Source organism: Rhodovulum tesquicola (assembly GCF_024128855.1).
Classification (GTDB): Bacteria; Pseudomonadota; Alphaproteobacteria; order Rhodobacterales; family Rhodobacteraceae; genus Rhodovulum; species Rhodovulum tesquicola.
Genome location: NZ_JAMYDV010000003.1, coordinates 82,214 through 96,846 on the forward strand (window position 1 = coordinate 82,214; position 14,633 = coordinate 96,846).

The 14,633-nt window shown below is 67.2% G+C and carries 14 protein-coding genes; 3 read left to right on the forward strand and 11 right to left on the reverse strand.

What is annotated here, in order from left to right; genetic code table 11:
* Positions 1 to 11: 11 nt before the first annotated feature.
* The 10 genes from NHN26_RS04480 to urtA all read right to left on the reverse strand — a co-directional run bounded on the left by NHN26_RS04480 (position 12) and on the right by urtA (position 7,797).
* The gene (locus tag NHN26_RS04480) at positions 12 to 284 is read right to left on the reverse strand and encodes a Hint domain-containing protein (protein ID WP_253088320.1); all 273 of its coding nucleotides are present in this window, start codon (positions 282 to 284) and stop codon (positions 12 to 14) included.
* A gap of 9 nt (positions 285 to 293) precedes the next feature.
* Complete coding sequence (locus NHN26_RS04485) at positions 294 to 782, reverse strand: Hint domain-containing protein (protein WP_253088321.1); 489 nt, start codon at positions 780 to 782, stop codon at positions 294 to 296.
* A 70-nt stretch (positions 783 to 852) separates the two neighbouring features.
* The gene (locus tag NHN26_RS04490) at positions 853 to 1,071 is read right to left on the reverse strand and encodes a hypothetical protein (protein WP_253088322.1); all 219 of its coding nucleotides are present in this window, start codon (positions 1,069 to 1,071) and stop codon (positions 853 to 855) included.
* A gap of 150 nt (positions 1,072 to 1,221) precedes the next feature.
* Positions 1,222 to 1,551: an FmdB family zinc ribbon protein gene (locus NHN26_RS04495; protein ID WP_132695420.1), complete on the reverse strand. Its 330-nt coding sequence runs from the start codon at positions 1,549 to 1,551 to the stop codon at positions 1,222 to 1,224.
* Positions 1,552 to 1,606: 55 nt separating this feature from the next.
* Positions 1,607 to 2,836, reverse strand: coding sequence for a formamidase (fmdA, locus tag NHN26_RS04500; RefSeq protein WP_253088323.1), 1,230 nt, complete (start codon positions 2,834 to 2,836; stop codon positions 1,607 to 1,609).
* A gap of 34 nt (positions 2,837 to 2,870) precedes the next feature.
* The gene (urtE, locus tag NHN26_RS04505) at positions 2,871 to 3,560 is read right to left on the reverse strand and encodes an urea ABC transporter ATP-binding subunit UrtE (protein WP_253088324.1); all 690 of its coding nucleotides are present in this window, start codon (positions 3,558 to 3,560) and stop codon (positions 2,871 to 2,873) included.
* Between the two features lie 11 nt (positions 3,561 to 3,571).
* Complete coding sequence (gene urtD, locus NHN26_RS04510) at positions 3,572 to 4,321, reverse strand: urea ABC transporter ATP-binding protein UrtD (RefSeq protein WP_253088325.1); 750 nt, start codon at positions 4,319 to 4,321, stop codon at positions 3,572 to 3,574.
* Between the two features lie 9 nt (positions 4,322 to 4,330).
* Entirely contained in the window at positions 4,331 to 5,512 is a 1,182-nt protein-coding gene (urtC, locus tag NHN26_RS04515; protein WP_253088326.1) for an urea ABC transporter permease subunit UrtC, read from the reverse strand.
* A gap of 10 nt (positions 5,513 to 5,522) precedes the next feature.
* Positions 5,523 to 6,449, reverse strand: a complete 927-nt coding sequence (urtB, locus tag NHN26_RS04520; protein ID WP_253088327.1) for an urea ABC transporter permease subunit UrtB — start codon at positions 6,447 to 6,449, stop codon at positions 5,523 to 5,525.
* 79 nt (positions 6,450 to 6,528) lie between these two features.
* Complete coding sequence (gene urtA / locus NHN26_RS04525) at positions 6,529 to 7,797, reverse strand: urea ABC transporter substrate-binding protein (RefSeq protein ID WP_253088328.1); 1,269 nt, start codon at positions 7,795 to 7,797, stop codon at positions 6,529 to 6,531.
* A 210-nt stretch (positions 7,798 to 8,007) separates the two neighbouring features.
* Between urtA and NHN26_RS04530 the strand changes: the two genes are divergently transcribed.
* Both NHN26_RS04530 and NHN26_RS04535 read left to right on the forward strand, forming a co-directional pair.
* Positions 8,008 to 11,382, forward strand: a complete 3,375-nt coding sequence (locus NHN26_RS04530) for a hybrid sensor histidine kinase/response regulator (RefSeq protein WP_253088329.1) — start codon at positions 8,008 to 8,010, stop codon at positions 11,380 to 11,382.
* On the forward strand, positions 11,372 to 12,292 hold the full coding sequence (locus tag NHN26_RS04535) for a response regulator transcription factor (protein WP_132695436.1): 921 nt from the start codon (positions 11,372 to 11,374) through the stop codon (positions 12,290 to 12,292). The genes NHN26_RS04530 and NHN26_RS04535 overlap by 11 nt, the downstream gene beginning before the upstream one ends.
* A 16-nt stretch (positions 12,293 to 12,308) precedes the next feature.
* On the opposite strand, the gene NHN26_RS04540 is transcribed toward NHN26_RS04535, so the two are convergent.
* Positions 12,309 to 12,980 (reverse strand): alpha/beta hydrolase, encoded by a 672-nt coding sequence (locus NHN26_RS04540; RefSeq protein WP_253088330.1) that lies wholly within the window; start codon positions 12,978 to 12,980, stop codon positions 12,309 to 12,311.
* A gap of 331 nt (positions 12,981 to 13,311) precedes the next feature.
* Here NHN26_RS04540 and NHN26_RS04545 point away from each other — a divergent pair, with 331 nt between their 5' ends.
* Positions 13,312 to 14,538, forward strand: coding sequence for an MFS transporter (locus NHN26_RS04545; RefSeq protein ID WP_253088331.1), 1,227 nt, complete (start codon positions 13,312 to 13,314; stop codon positions 14,536 to 14,538).
* Positions 14,539 to 14,633 lie beyond the last annotated feature (95 nt).

Genomic DNA, 14,633 nt, shown 5'->3' on the forward strand with positions numbered 1-14,633 from the left:
CGGGGTCCGGCTCAGGCCCGCATGGTCCGGAGCGCGCCGGTCTCGTCGGTGAGCATGTCCATGTCCGGGCTGCCGGGGCGCAGCGGGGCAAGCCCCGCCTTGCGGCGCCAGGCATTCGGGCCGAGCACCGGGCGGGCCATGTCGAACGGTCCCGACGCAAGCCGCGGGCAGAGCGCCAGAAGCTGTGCGCGGGTGGCGGGGGCAAGGGTTTTCCACGCCTCGGGGCCAGGATTGAAGCTTTCGGCGCGAAGGCCTTCGGCGAACAGGATTTCGTGGCGGTCCATCAGCAGATGCTAATAGCGCACCGCCCCGCCGCTGCGCAGCCGCACGCCGGGCTGGCCGAGGAAGGCCTTGGCTGCCACCAGCACCTCCTGCCCCGCGCTGTCGACGGCCATGCGGTGCTGTTGCGATACCGCCAGCGGCCTGCCGGACTGCCCCTCGGGGTCGAAGATCACCGGGGCGGCCGGACCCTGCGCCTGGACGCGCCGCCCGAGGATCCAGCGCAGCGGCTGAAGCCCGTGATCGGCGGTCACCAGACGGCAGCCGGGACGCAGGGTTTCCACCGGCACCTCGCCCGCCGCGGTCAGCAGATGCGTTCCTGCGGCGAAGCAGACGTAAAGGCCGGTATAGGCGATCGTGGGGGTGTTGCTGGAGATCGAGAGCACATTGTAGGTGACGCCCGACAGCAATTGCTTGTTCGAGGCGACGCCCTCGATATTGTTGCCGATCTTGACGCCGTAGACGATGATGTCGTCCGCCGCCGATCCGCCCTGGGGGCGCACGATGTAGGCATAGTCGGGCTTGATCGCCGTGCCGGCCGTGTGGCCTGCTGCCGGTTTCGTGGACAGCAGGTTAAGCTAGCATAGCGCTGGTCAGCACCTGGCTGGAGGCGTCGTTATCGTTGAAATTGCTGTCGTTGTCGGTGACCTCGATCGGTTTGGCCGTCGCGTCGGCGGCGATCCGGAACGAGGAGGAGCCGACGGCCCCGCCATTGGCGTCCATCGTGTTCGGAAAGACATCCGGGCCGAAGGAGGTGATATCGGCCCTCTGCCAAAGGTAGAGCGTCGCCATCCGTGAGCCTTCCCGTTCCCCTGCCGACCGCCTGTCCGGACCAATATGGTCAAATATTGGGCGATCAGGGTTTCGGCGGGGTTAACCGCAGGCAGCAGCGCCCAAGCCCCGGCGGAACCGGGGCGCAAACCGGGCCGGACTGCGTCGCGCCTAGTGCGAGATCATCCAGGGCCGCTTGGCCGGGAAGCTTTTCGATCCGTCCGGGCGGTGCAGCGTGCCGCTGTTCTTCTTGGCCCCGCCCGAACAGCAGCCGCAGCCCGGCCCGTGGCCCGAACGTTTGGGTTCGTGCCTTGCGCGCTCGTTGGTCTCATGCGCCTTGCGGGTGGCGGCGCCGACGATGGCCAGCTTGGGCGGTGTGAAGATCGCGCGCGCCGCGGTCCCGCCGCATTCGGGACAGGCGGTGGGCTTGTCGTAATCGGCCATGGCGGCAAAGCCGGTGAAGGGGCCGCAATCGGCGCAGCAGTAATCGTAATAGGGCATCTCTCTCTCCCGCGGGGAACGGGGGCCGCGACGCGCGCCGCGGCCCCGGGCCATGTCACAGATCGGGCGCCAGCGGCACGTCCACCGAGCCGTCGAGATATTTCGTCGGCCCCGCGCTGCCCGGCTTGATGTCGAAATCGAAGATGTCGGTCGGCAGCCAGAGCGTGGCGCAGGCATTGGGAATGTCCACCACGCCCGAGATATGCCCCTGCACCGGCGCGGTGCCGAGGATCGCGTAGGCCTGCGCGCCGGTATAGCCGAATTTCTTGAGGTATTCGATGGCGTTGAGGCAGGCCTGGCGATAGGCGATGTGAACGTCGAGGTAATGCTGCTTGCCCTGCTCGTCGACCGAGATCCCCTCGAAGATCAGGTAGTCGTCATATTTCGGCGTGATGGGCGACGGCTTGAAGATCGGGTTCTTGATCCCGTATTTCGCCACGCCGTCCTTGATGAGATCGACCTTCAGATGCAGCCAGCCCGCCATCTCGATGGCGCCGCAGAAGGTGATCTCGCCATCGCCCTGGCTGAAATGCAAATCGCCCATCGAAAGGCCCGCGCCGTCGACATAGACGGGGAAGTAGATCTTGCAGCCGCGGCTGAGATCCTTGATGTCGCAATTCCCGCCATGTTCGCGCGGGGGCACGGTGCGGGCGCCTTCGGCGGCGGCCTTGTCGCGGGCCTCGCCCTTCAGCTTGCCCATATGAGCCGACTGGGTGTTGGGCAGCGCGGCCAGGGGCGGCACGCGGTCCGGGTCGGTGTCGACCAGCGCCTTTTCGCGGGCATTCCACATGTCCAGCATCTTGCGGTCGGGCAGGCAGCCGATCAGGCCCGGATGGATCAGCCCTGCATATTTCACCCCCGGCACATGGCGGGACGAGGTGAACATGCCGTGGAAATCCCAGATGGACTTCTGCGCCTCGGGGAAATGCTCGGTCAGGAAGCCGCCGCCGTTCTTCTTGGAGAAGAAGCCGTTGAAGCCCCAGAGCATCTCGTCCTTGGCGCCGATATCGAGGATCTCGACCACAAGCAGGTCGCCCGGTGCGGCGCCCTTCACGCCGATGGGGCCGGACAGGTAATGCACCTGTTCGAGTTCCACGTCGCGCACATCGGCCGCGTCATCGTTGTTGGCGATCTGGCCGCCGGTCCAGTCATAGGTCTCGATCTTGAAATCGTCGCCGGGTTCGACCCAGACGGCGATGGGGATGTCGGGATGCCAGCGGTTGTGCACGCACTCGTTCGTGTGCGGGCTTTCGCCGAGATTCACCGAGATGAGGGTGTCTGCCATGGCGTTGTCCTCTCTTGCTGCCAGGGTTGAAGGTTCAGACGGACAGGAATTTCGAGACCTTGGCCTCGTCGATCCCGTCGCGCGGGCTGTCATGGACGAAGCGGCCGTTCTCGATCACCATCACGCGGTCGGCCACGTCGAGGGCGAAACTGAGCACCTGTTCCGAGACGACGATGGACAGGCCGCGCTGGTCGCGGATGCGGCGCAGGGTGCGGGCCATGTCGCGGATGATGTTGGGCTGGATGCCCTCGGTCGGCTCATCGAGCAGAAGCACCTTGGGGTCGGAGGCCAGTGCCCGGGCGATGGCAAGCTGCTGCTGCTGGCCGCCCGACAGGTTGCCGCCGCGGCGGGACTTCATCTCCAGAAGCACCGGAAACAATTCGTAGATATCGCCCGGCACCTCCTTCTTGCCGGTGACGGTCAGGCCGGTTTCGACGTTTTCCTGCACCGTCATGGCGGAAAAGATCATCCGCCCCTGCGGCACATAGGCGATGCCGCTGGCCACCCGCTGGTGGGATTTCAGCCCGGTGACCTCGGCCTCGCCCACGCGGACGGTGCCGCCCGTGGCGGGCACGATGCCCATCAGCGTCTTCATCAACGTGGTCTTGCCCATGCCGTTGCGGCCCATGATCGCGACGATCTCGCCCGGCGCGACGTTCAGGTGCAGCCCGTGCAGGATTTCCGATTGCCCGTAGGCGGCGTGCAGGTCGGTGACGTTCAGCATGTCGCGCCTCCTCAATGGCCCAGATAGACTTCGATGACCTTGGGATCGTTCTTGACCTTGTCCATCTTGCCCTCGGACAGGGTCTTGCCCTGGTGCAGGACGGTGACGCGGGTCGCGATGTCCTCGACAAAGCCCATGTCATGCTCGATCACGATCACCGAGCGGTGGTCGATGATGCGGTTCAGAAGCTCGGCGGTCTTCTTGCGCTCGGCCACCGACATGCCGGCCACGGGCTCGTCCAGCATCAGCAGTTCGGGGTCCTGGATCAGCAGCATCCCGATTTCCAGCCACTGCTTCTGGCCGTGGCTGAGGAAGGCGGCCTTTTCGTCCAGCAGATCGGCCAGGAAGATCGTCTCGGCAATCTCCTGGATGCGGTCCTTGACCTCGGCATCGCGGCGGAAGAACAGCGAGCCGAAGACGCCATGCCCGCGCGGGAAGCTGAGTTCGAGATTCTCGAAGACGCTGAGATCCTCGTAGACCGAGGGAGTCTGGAACTTGCGGCCCACGCCAGCCAGAACGATCTGGTCCTCGCGCATGCTCAGAAGCTCCTGGTCCTTGAACCGGACCGAGCCGGAGGTGGCGCGGGTCCGCCCGCAGATCAGGTCGAGCACGGTGGTCTTGCCCGCCCCGTTCGGCCCGATCATCACCCGGCATTCGTTGGGTTCGACATAGAAGGTCAGCCCGTCCACCGCCTTGAACCCGTCGAAGGAGACCGTCAGATCCTCGACAGACAGGACGAAACTGGTCTGATGAATTGACATGGGATCACCTCACTCGGCTGCGGCCTTGGCCGCCGGGCTGTCCGGGGCCGATGCGGAATTGGCGGGGAAGGGCGCGGCGGGGGGCCTGGCCCCTGCCCCGCGACCGGCGAACAGCTTGCGCAGGCGCGGCATGACCTGTTCGGACCAGAGCCCGGCAAGGCCGTTCGGAAAGAACATCACGACCGCGATGAACAGCGCGCCGAGGCCCAGGAGCCAGAGCTCGGGGAAGCTTTCCGAAAGCGTGGTCTTGGCCCAGTTGACCAGAAGCGTACCATAGACCGCGCCCAGGATCGACAGGCGCCCCCCCACGGCGGCGAAGATCACCATCTCGATCGAGGGCACGATGCCGACCAGCGTGGGCGACATGAAGCCGACCTGAAGGGTGAACATCGCGCCGCCGATGCCCGCGAAGGCCGCGCCCAGGCAGAAGACGAAGATCTTGAAGCTGGCCACGTCATAGCCCGAGAAGCGCACCCGGTCCTCCTGGTCGCGCATGGCGATCAGCAGGCGGCCCAGTTTCGAGCGGCGGACATATTGCGCGGCAAAGAGGCAGGCGAACAGCAGCACCGCGTTGACGAAGTAGAGGATTTCCTTGGCCTCGTCGGTGCGGATGTCCCAGCCCTTGAGCGTGCGCAGGTCGGTGATGCCGTTGACCCCGCCGGTAAAGCCCTGCTGGCCGATGATGAGGATCGTCAGGATCGCGGCGATGGCCTGGGTGATGATCGCGAAATAGACCCCCCCCACCCGGCGGCGGAACATCGCGACCCCGATGATGAAGGCGAAGGCCACCGGCACGATCACCACCGCGATCAGGCTGAAGGCGAGCGAGTTGAACGGCTCCCACCACCAGGGCAGCGCGGTGATCTGGTTCCAGTCCATGAAGTCGGGGATGCCCGGCGTGGACTGGATCGCGGTCGCCTCGGGGGTCGAGGCCTCGAGTTTCAGGAACATCGCCATGGCATAGCCGCCCAGCCCGAAGAACACCCCCTGCCCGAGGCTGAGGATGCCCCCCGCCCCCCAGCAGAGGACGAGGCCTATGGCGACGAAGGCATAGGTGAGATACTTGCCGAAGAGGTTGAGCCGGAAGCTGTCCAGCGCCAGCGGCAGGATGAGGAAGATCACCGCGGCAAGGAGGCCGAAATAGATCGCCTCTTCGCGGGTCAGGAAGCGGGTCTTGCGGTCGATTTGCATGGGTCTTCCCTCACTTGCGGAGTTTCAGGGCGAACAGGCCCTGCGGGCGCAGCATCAGGATGCCGACGACCACCAGAAGCGTGATGACCTTGGCCATCGAGCCCGAGAGGAAGAATTCGAGGACGGATTGCGCCTGGCTGATCGTGAAGGCCGAGGCGATCGTGCCCAGAATGCTGCCCGCGCCGCCGAAGACGACCACGAGGAAGGTATCGACGATGTAAAGCTGTCCCGAGGTCGGCCCGGTCGAACCGATCATCGTGAAGGCCGAGCCCGCCACGCCCGCGATGCCGCAGCCGATGCCGAAGGTCAGCCGGTCGGTGCGTTCGGTGTTGATGCCGACCGCACCCGCCATCACCCGGTTCTGGTTGATCGCACGCACCTGCTGGCCCCAGCGCGAGCGGAACATCAGCAGATAGATCGCCACCGAGATCCCCAACGCCAGCGCCATCACGAACAGCCCGTTGATCGGCACCTCGATCATGTCGGTCAGCGGCAGCGAGCCCATCATCCAGTCCGGGATCGTGACGCCAACCTCGCGCGCGCCAAAGACCGAGCGGTAGATCTGCTGAAGGATCAGGCTCAGCCCCCAGGTCGCCAGGAGCGTGTCGAGCGGGCGGCGGTATAGATGGCGTATCAGCCCCCATTCCACCAGCATGCCCAGCGCCCCCGAGGCGAGGAAGGCCAGCGCCATCGCGACGAAGAAATAGAACGAGAACAGCGCCGGCATGTAGTCGGCGAAGGCATGCGAGACCAGGTATGTCACATAGGCGCCGAGGATCATGAATTCCCCATGCGCCATGTTGATCACGCCCATCTGGCCGAAGATGATCGCCAGACCCAGCGCCATCAGCACGAAGACCGAAAAGAGTATCAGACCGGCGAAGCCCTGCATCGCGAAGATCGCGGTAAGCTCGCCCGCGGAATATCCGGCAAACATCGGAAGTCCTCCAGACAGGGGAAGGTAAGGGAAACGCGGCCCGGCCGGAGGGAACCTGGCCGGGCCGCGCGGCTGCCGCTTACTGGTAGCCTTCCGGGAACGGGTTGGGCTCGACCAGGTCGGCGGTCTCGAAGACCACGTCATACTGGCCGTCCATGCGGGCGCGCCCGACGCGCGTCTTGGACCACAGGTGATGGTTCTCGTGGATCTTGACATAGCCCTCGGGCGCGGTCGGAAGCTCGATGCCGGGGCTGGCCTCGCGCACCTTGTCGATGTCGAAACTGCCCGCCGCCTCGACCGCCGCCTTCCACAGCCACGGCCCCAGATAGGCGGCTTGCGTCACATCGCCGATCACCATATCGGCGCCCCACATCTCCTTGAACGCCTTGACGAATTCGATGTTGTTGGGGTTATCCAGCGACTGGAAGTACTTCATGCAGGCATAGGAGCCCTCGATATTCTCGCCGCCGATGCCGCGGATCTCGTCCTCGGTGACGGAAATCGTCAGGACGATGGGCGATTCCTTGGTCGGGTCGATGCCCGCAGCCTTGAGCTGCTTGTAGAAGGCCACGTTCGAGCCGCCGACGACGATGGCATAGATCACGTCGGGCTTGCGCAGCTTGATCTTGTTGATGACCGAGTTGAACTGCGTGTGGCCGAGCGGGTAGTATTCCTCGCCCACGACCTCGCAGCCCTCCATGAAGTTCTCGATATGCTTGCGGGCGATCTTGTTCGAGGTGCGCGGCCAGATATAGTCCGAGCCCAGCAGGTAGAAGCTTTTCGCGCCCTTGGTCTGGTTGACCCAGTCCAGCCCCGCGATGATCTGCTGCGTCGCTTCCTGGCCCGTGTAGATCACGTTGGGCGACTGTTCGAGACCCTCGTAGAAGGTCGGGTAGTAGAGCATGCCGTTATGCTGTTCGAAGACCGGCAGCACCGCCTTGCGGCTGGCCGAGGTCCAGCAGCCCATGACGGACGCCACCTTGTCGTTGACCAGCAACTTGCGCGCCTTTTCGGCGAAGGTCGGCCAGTCCGAGGCGCCGTCTTCCTGGATGAACTGGATCTTGCGGCCCAGCACGCCGCCCATCGCGTTGATCTGCTCGATGGCCAGTTTCTCGGCCTGGACCGAGCCGGTTTCCGAGATCGCCATGGTGCCGGTCACCGAATGCAGGATGCCGATGGTCACCGTGCTGTCGGTGACGGCCAGACCGGTGGTGTTGACCGCGGCGGTCGGGAAGTCCTGGGCGCGCAGCCCCCTGGGTGCGAACAGCGACGCGGTCAGCGCGGCACCGCCGGCCAGAACGGCGCGCCGGCTCATGCCCGGCGTCTTGGGTTTGGAAAAATCGGTCATCTCGCCTCCTTGTCAGGTCAGACTGGTCCGTGTGTGGGAGAGCGGCGGGTGTGATCCCCGCCCGTGACCTGAAGGCTCGCAGAGAATGCCGCGGCGCAGTATACGTCGAATGACGTATGGGACTGCGCGTTTTTCCACCTATCATCCCTTGCTGTGGGTGACCGCCGGGCGATGCCCGGGCGGTCGGGGAACGATGAAATGACAGGGAACATGCAGGTTCCGTTCAGCGCGACCGGCGGGCGGCGCAGCTATAACCGCTGGGTCGCCAACGAGACGATGGAGGATTTCGCGCTGCGCTTCACCGCGCGACGCGCGCGGCGCTGGAGCCATGCGCGGGTGGCCAACACGGCGCTGGGCTCGATCTCGTTCCTGGCGCTGGAGGCGATCGGCGGGGCGATCACGCTGACCTATGGCTTCGACGCGGCGATCATCGCGATCATGCTGGTGGGCGCGGTGCTGTTCCTGACCGGCCTGCCGATCAGCTATTACGCCGCGCGCTACGGGGTCGATATCGACCTTCTGACCCGCGGCGCGGGGTTCGGCTATATCGGCTCGACGGTGACCTCGCTGATCTATGCCAGCTTCACCTTCATCTTCTTCGCGCTTGAGGCCGCGATCCTGGCGCTGGCGCTGGAGCTGTGTTTCGGGATTCCCGTCACGCTGGGCTACATCCTGTCGGCGCTGATCGTGATCCCGCTGGTGGTGAACGGGTTTTCCAAGATCTCGGTCTTCCAGACCTGGACCCAGCCGTTCTGGATCGTGCTGCACCTGATGCCCTTTGCCTTTCTGGCCTGGGCGGGGACGGATCTGGGCGTCTGGACCGGGTTCGACGGCGTCCATGGCAAGGACGGCGCCACCATCCTGATGATCGGCGCGGCCTCGGGCGTGGCGCTGTCGCTGATCGCGCAGATCGGCGAGCAGGTGGATTTCCTGCGCTTCCTGCCCGAGCCGAAGACCCGGGCCGAGCGGCGCAAATGGTGGGCGGCGCTGCTGGCCGCGGGGCCGGGCTGGTCGATCCTCGGGGTGGCCAAGATGCTGGCGGGCTCGTTCCTGGTGACGCTGGTGGTCGCGGCGGGCGTGCCCGCGAAGGACGCGACCGATCCGACGCGGATGTATCTGACCGCCTTCGAACAGGTGCTGGCCTCGCCCGCGCTGGCGCTGGCGCTGACCGGGGCCTTCGTGATCCTGAGCCAGCTCAAGATCAACGTGACCAATGCCTATGCGGGGTCGATCGCCTGGTCGAACTTCTTTTCGCGGCTGACCCATTCCCATCCGGGCCGCGTGGTCTGGCTGGTGTTCAACGTCGCCATCGCGCTGATGCTGATGGAACTGGGCGTGTTCGGGGCGCTGGAGCATATCCTTGGCCTCTATTCCCATGTCGCGCTGGCCTGGATCGGGGCGCTGACCGCGGATCTGGTGGTCAACAAGCCGCTGGGCCTGAGCCCGCGGGGGATCGAGTTCCGCCGCGCGCATCTTTACGACATCAACCCGGTCGGCATGGGGGCGATGGGCGGCGCGGTGGTGATCGCCTTTGTCGCCCATGGCGGGCTGATGGGCGAGACGGCCGAGGCGCTGTCGGCCTTCATCGCGCTGTTCACCGCCTTTGCCATGGCGCCGGTGATCGCCTGGGCCACGGGAGGGCGGTTCTACATCGCCCGCCCCCTGCCCGAGACGGCGGATCGGCAGCACGAGGCCGGGGCGACCTGTGCGTGCTCGATCTGCGAATACCGCTTCGATGCCGAGGACATGACCCATTGCCCGTTCTATGCCGGGCCGATCTGTTCGCTGTGCTGCACGCTGGACAGTTCCTGCCGCGACGGCTGCAAGCCGCATGGCCGGGTCGACGCGATGGTGGTGCGGATGCTGCATGCCGCCCTGCCCGACCCGGTGGCACGGGCGCTGATGTCGCGGCTGTCGGTCTTCGTGATCGGCACGGCGATTCCGGCGGCGATCATCGGGGGGCTTCTGCTGCTGGTCCGGGCCCATGCGGGCAGCCCCGACCTGGACGCGGTGCTGACGGTGATCTTCTGCACCGCGCTGGTGGTGATCGGGGTGATCGCCTGGACGCTGATCCTCGCCATCGAAAGCCAGAACAAGGCCCGCGACGAGGCCGACCTGCAGACCCAGCGGCTGTTGCGCGAGATCCGCGCGCATGAGCGCACGGACGCGCAATTGCAGAAGGAAAAGGACAAGGCCGAGGCCGCGAACCTGGCCAAGACGCGCTACATGGCCGGGATCAGCCATGAATTGCGCACGCCGCTGAACGCGATCTACGGCTTTGCCCAGGTGCTGGAGAACTCTGCCGACATCCCCGCGGCACGGCGCGACGCGGTGCGCACGATCCGGCGCGGGTCGGAACATCTTGCGGGGCTGATCGAGAACCTGCTGGACATCTCGAAGATCGAGGCCGGGCGGCTGGAGATCCATCGCGACCGGATCAACCTGCCGATGCTGTTGCGCCATGTCGCCGCGATCTTCGAGGGGCCGGCACGCGAGAAGGGGCTGGATTTCGGCATCCGCACGACCGGCAACCTGCCCGAATGGATCGATTTCGACGAGAAGCGGCTGCGCCAGATCCTGATCAACCTGCTGTCCAACGCCATCGCCTATACCGAGCGCGGCTCGGTCGCGCTGAGCGTGCGCTATCGCAACGAGGTTGCGGTGATCGAGGTCAGCGATACCGGCATCGGCATCGCGCCCGACCAGTTCGAGCGGGTCTGGAAGCCGTTCGAGCGGCTCTCGTCCAAGGGCGGCAGCCCGGGCTCGGGGCTGGGGCTGACGATCACGCGGCTGCTGGTCGAGATCCTGGGCGGCGAGATCACCGTGGACAGCGCGCCGGGCGAGGGCACGACCTTTCGGGTCCGGCTGATGCTGCCCTCGGTCCTGCCCGAGGCCGACCAGCCCCGCGCCGCCTCGCCCGCGCCCGAGCGACTGAAGGCGCGCGGCTATCTGGGGCCGCGCCGGACGATCATGGCGGTCGATGACGATCTGGACCATCTGCGGCTGCTCGATACCGTGCTGCGACCGATGGGGTTCCTGGTGCAGACCGTGCCCGATGCAGAAACCGCGCTGGGCATCCTGGACGATTGCGCACCGGACCTGTTCCTGCTGGACATCGACATGCCGGGGATGGATGGCTGGCAACTGGCGCAGCGCCTGCGCGCGCGGCCCGACCACCGCGCCACGCCCATCGTGATGGTGACCGGCCACGCGCTGGAGGCGCGGATGCCGGTCGACCGCGAGGGGCTTTACGATGCCTTCGTGGTCAAGCCCTATTCGCTGCGCGACGTGCTGGTGCGGCTGGCGGACCTGATGAAGATCGACCTGGTCTTCGAGGACCGCCACGCGGCCGAGACCGCGCCCGAGGCCGCCGCGCCGCCCGCCATCGCGCCCGAGACGCTGACGCGGTTGCAGGGGCTGGCCGGGATCGGCCATGCCGCGGGCGTGCGCCGCGAGCTTGACGCGCTGGAAGCAGCGGGCCTGCTCGATGCCGCGACGCTGGCGCGGCTGCGCGACCGGCTGGCCGAGTTCGACATGGCCGGGATCGTGCGCCTGCTCAAGGAGATGACCCGCGATGCTGCCTGAGACCTATCCCCCGGTCCTGCCCGCCCGCTCGATCGCGCTGGTGATCGACGACGCGCCCGAGACGCTGGGGCTGATCTCGGCGGCGCTGGAGGATAACGGCATGACGGTGCTGGTCGCGCGCTCGGGGCCCGAGGGGATCGAGCTGGCGCGCCGGGTGCGGCCCGACGTGATCCTGATGGATGCGATGATGCCCGGCATGGACGGGTTCGAGACCTGCCGCATCCTGAAATCCGGGCCGCGGCCCGAACCTGCGCCGGTGATCTTCATGACCGGGCTGACGGAGTCCGAACATATCCTGAACGGGCTGCGCGCGGGCGGGGTGGATTACATCACCAAGCCCGTGGTGGTGGACGAGCTGATCGCGCGGATCATCACCCATGTCCTGAACGCCCGCGCCGTCGCCTCGGCCCGGTCCGCGCTGGAACAGGCCGGCCAGAGCGTGCTGGCCTTTGCGCCGGACGGGCGGCTGGCCTGGGGCTCGCCCGGGGCGCTGGCGCTGCTGGAAAGCCCCGAGGGCCGCGCGCTGGTGGCCGAGGGCCGCGCCCTGCCCGCGCTGGCGCGCTGGCTGGCGGGGCTGGCCGAACAGCCGATCTCCAGCGCGCCGCCCTTTGCGGGCGCGGGGCTCGCGCTGCGCTATCTGGGCCAGAATCCCGGCGAGGTGATGGTGCGCATCCGCCGCCATGGCGAGGGCGAGAACGAGGCGCAACTGGCGCAGGCCTTCGGCCTGACCGACCGCGAGGCCGAGGTGCTGTTCTGGCTGACCCGCGGCAAGACCAATCGCGACATCGCCGAGATCCTGGATCTCAGCGCGCGCACGGTGAACAAGCACCTGGAACAGGTGTTCCACAAGATGGGCGTGGACAACCGAACCTCGGCCGCGGTGATCGCCGACCGGCTGCTGAACGCCTGACGCCGCGCGCCCGGCCTCAGGTCGGGTCGATCATCAGCCGGTCGCGCATGAAGGCCAGCGCCACGCTCAGCCCGTCAGGGGCGATGCCGTGGCCGGTGCCCTTCATCACATGGGCATAGACATCGAACCCCGCCGCGCTGAGCGCATTGCCCGCCTCGGGCAGCGCCTCGATCGGAACCACGTCATCGGCATCGCCATGCACCAGCAGCACCGGCGGGCGGGCCACCATCTCGTCCTCCAGCAGGTCCGGCGCCAGCAGTCGGCCCGAGAAGCCCACGATCCCCGCGCAGGGCGGCGCACGGCGCGCGCCCACATGCAGCGCCATCATCGTGCCCTGGGAAAAGCCGAGCAGCACCGTCTGGCGCGGCCCGATCCCCTCCTCCGCGGCGACCGCGTCGAGCCAGGCGTTCAGGTCATCCGCCGCGCGCAGCATGCCCTCGCGGCTCTGTTCCTCGGTCGAGCCGTCGATCCAGGGGATCGGGAACCATTGATGGCCGAAGGGCACGCCCGCGCAGCTTTCCGGCGCATCGGGGGCGAGGAAGGCGGTGCGCGGCATGTGCGGGGCGAGCGGCTCGGCAAGTCCCAGAAGATCGGCCCCGTTGGCGCCATAGCCGTGCAGGAAGATCACCAGCCGATCCGCCTCGCCCTTCGCCGCGCCGGCGCGGCCCGCCTCGAGTACCCGTGTCACGTCAAACCCTCCGCTGTCTGGCGGTCCGGGTCTAGACCCAAAGCGGCGCGGCCGCAACGGCCGACCCGCGCGGGACCCTTGCGGTGACGGGTTTCGCCTTGCTGCGCAAGGCGACCCGCGGGGGGCGCTGCCCCCCGTCCTTCGGACTCCACCCGGGATATTTGTGGCCAGAAGAAGACGGCAAGGCCGCGCGCCAGGTCGGGGCCCCCGACCTTGCCCGTCAGGCGCGCGCCTCTGCACCTTCTTCTGGCCCCAAATATCCCCGCCGGAGGCAGCCTGCGCCAGCAGGCTTTCCCTTTCGCAGCCGCGCGCCGCGGGCTAGGACTTGGACATGACAAAGACCGTCCCTGCCCCGCCCCTGTCCCCGTCGCGCGCAAGGCGCAATGTCGGCCTTCTGGTCGCCGCGCAGGCGCTGATCGGCGCGCAGATGCCGATGATCTTCACCATCGGCGGGCTTGCGGGCCAGACGCTGGCGCCCGACCCGTGCTGGGCGACGCTGCCGATCTCGCTGATCGTGCTGGGCTCGATGCTGAGTGCGACGCCGCTGGCAAGCCTGATGCAGCGCGCGGGGCGGCGCGCGGGGTTCATGGTCGGCACGCTGGGCGGGGCGGCGGGCGGCGCGGTGGGTGCCGTGGGGCTGGTGCAGGGATCCTTCGGGTTGTTTCTTGCGGGCTCGTTCCTGACCGGCATCTATCTTGCGGCGCAGGGCTTCTACCGCTTTGCCGCCGCCGACAGCGCGACCGGCGATTTCCAGCCCAAGGCGATTTCCTATGTGCTGGCGGGCGGTCTGGTGGCCGCGGTCGTCGGCCCGCAGCTGGTGAAGGTGACGGCCGAGGCGATGGTGGTTCCCTTTCTCGGCACCTATCTGGCGGTGATCGCGATCAACCTGGTCGGTCCGGTGCTGTTCGCCTTTCTCGACATCCCCGCGCCGCCGCGCCGCGTGGCGGGCCAGACGGGCGGGCGCGGTCGGGTGGCGCTGTTGCGCGATCCGGCGATCGCGGTGGCGATCATCTGCGGGATGGTGTCCTATGCGCTGATGAACCTGGTGATGACCTCGTCGCCGCTGGCGGTTGTCGGCTGCGGCTTCGATACCGGGGTCGCGGCGGATATCGTGACGGCGCATGTGCTGGCGATGTATGTGCCGAGTTTCTTCACCGGGCATCTGATCGCGCGGTTCGGCGCGCGGCCCGTGGTGGCGGCGGGGCTGACGATCCTGGCGCTGTCGGGCGGGGTGGCATTGAGCGGGGTTGCGCTGGAGCAGTTCTATGCCGCGCTGATCCTGCTGGGCATCGGCTGGAATTTCGGCTTCATCGGGGCGACGGCGATGCTGGCGCAGGCGCATGGCCCGGAGGAACGCGGCGCGGCGCAGGGGATGAACGACACGCTGGTCTTTGCCGGGGTGACGCTCGCCTCGCTGGCCTCGGGGGGGTTGATGAACTGTTCGGGCGGGTCGGCCGCCGCGGGCTGGGCGGCGGTCAACCTGGCCATGGTGCCGTTCCTGGCGCTGGCCGGGGGTGCGCTGATCTGGCTGGCGCTGCGCCCCGTGGCAGAGCGCTGAGGCCGGGTTCGGGACGGCCTTGCGCCGCGGCGGCTGCGCATCCCGGCGCGTCCAGAAAAACACTTGCGCCCGGTCAGAATCGCAGTATGTTCCCG

What these genes read in the sequence shown, in the direction of transcription:
- NHN26_RS04480 (WP_253088320.1), bottom strand. Translation starts at nt 284, where the DNA reads ATGGACCGCCACGAAATCCTGTTCGCCGAAGGCCTTCGCGCCGAAAGC.
- NHN26_RS04490 (WP_253088322.1), bottom strand. Translation starts at nt 1,071, where the DNA reads ATGGCGACGCTCTACCTTTGGCAGAGGGCCGATATCACCTCCTTCGGC.
- NHN26_RS04495 (WP_132695420.1), bottom strand. Translation starts at nt 1,551, where the DNA reads ATGCCCTATTACGATTACTGCTGCGCCGATTGCGGCCCCTTCACCGGC.
- fmdA (WP_253088323.1), bottom strand. Translation starts at nt 2,836, where the DNA reads ATGGCAGACACCCTCATCTCGGTGAATCTCGGCGAAAGCCCGCACACG.
- urtE (WP_253088324.1), bottom strand. Translation starts at nt 3,560, where the DNA reads ATGCTGAACGTCACCGACCTGCACGCCGCCTACGGGCAATCGGAAATC.
- urtD (WP_253088325.1), bottom strand. Translation starts at nt 4,321, where the DNA reads ATGTCAATTCATCAGACCAGTTTCGTCCTGTCTGTCGAGGATCTGACG.
- urtC (WP_253088326.1), bottom strand. Translation starts at nt 5,512, where the DNA reads ATGCAAATCGACCGCAAGACCCGCTTCCTGACCCGCGAAGAGGCGATC.
- urtB (WP_253088327.1), bottom strand. Translation starts at nt 6,449, where the DNA reads ATGTTTGCCGGATATTCCGCGGGCGAGCTTACCGCGATCTTCGCGATG.
- urtA (WP_253088328.1), bottom strand. Translation starts at nt 7,797, where the DNA reads ATGACCGATTTTTCCAAACCCAAGACGCCGGGCATGAGCCGGCGCGCC.
- NHN26_RS04530 (WP_253088329.1), top strand. Translation starts at nt 8,008, where the DNA reads ATGCAGGTTCCGTTCAGCGCGACCGGCGGGCGGCGCAGCTATAACCGC.
- NHN26_RS04535 (WP_132695436.1), top strand. Translation starts at nt 11,372, where the DNA reads ATGCTGCCTGAGACCTATCCCCCGGTCCTGCCCGCCCGCTCGATCGCG.
- NHN26_RS04545 (WP_253088331.1), top strand. Translation starts at nt 13,312, where the DNA reads ATGACAAAGACCGTCCCTGCCCCGCCCCTGTCCCCGTCGCGCGCAAGG.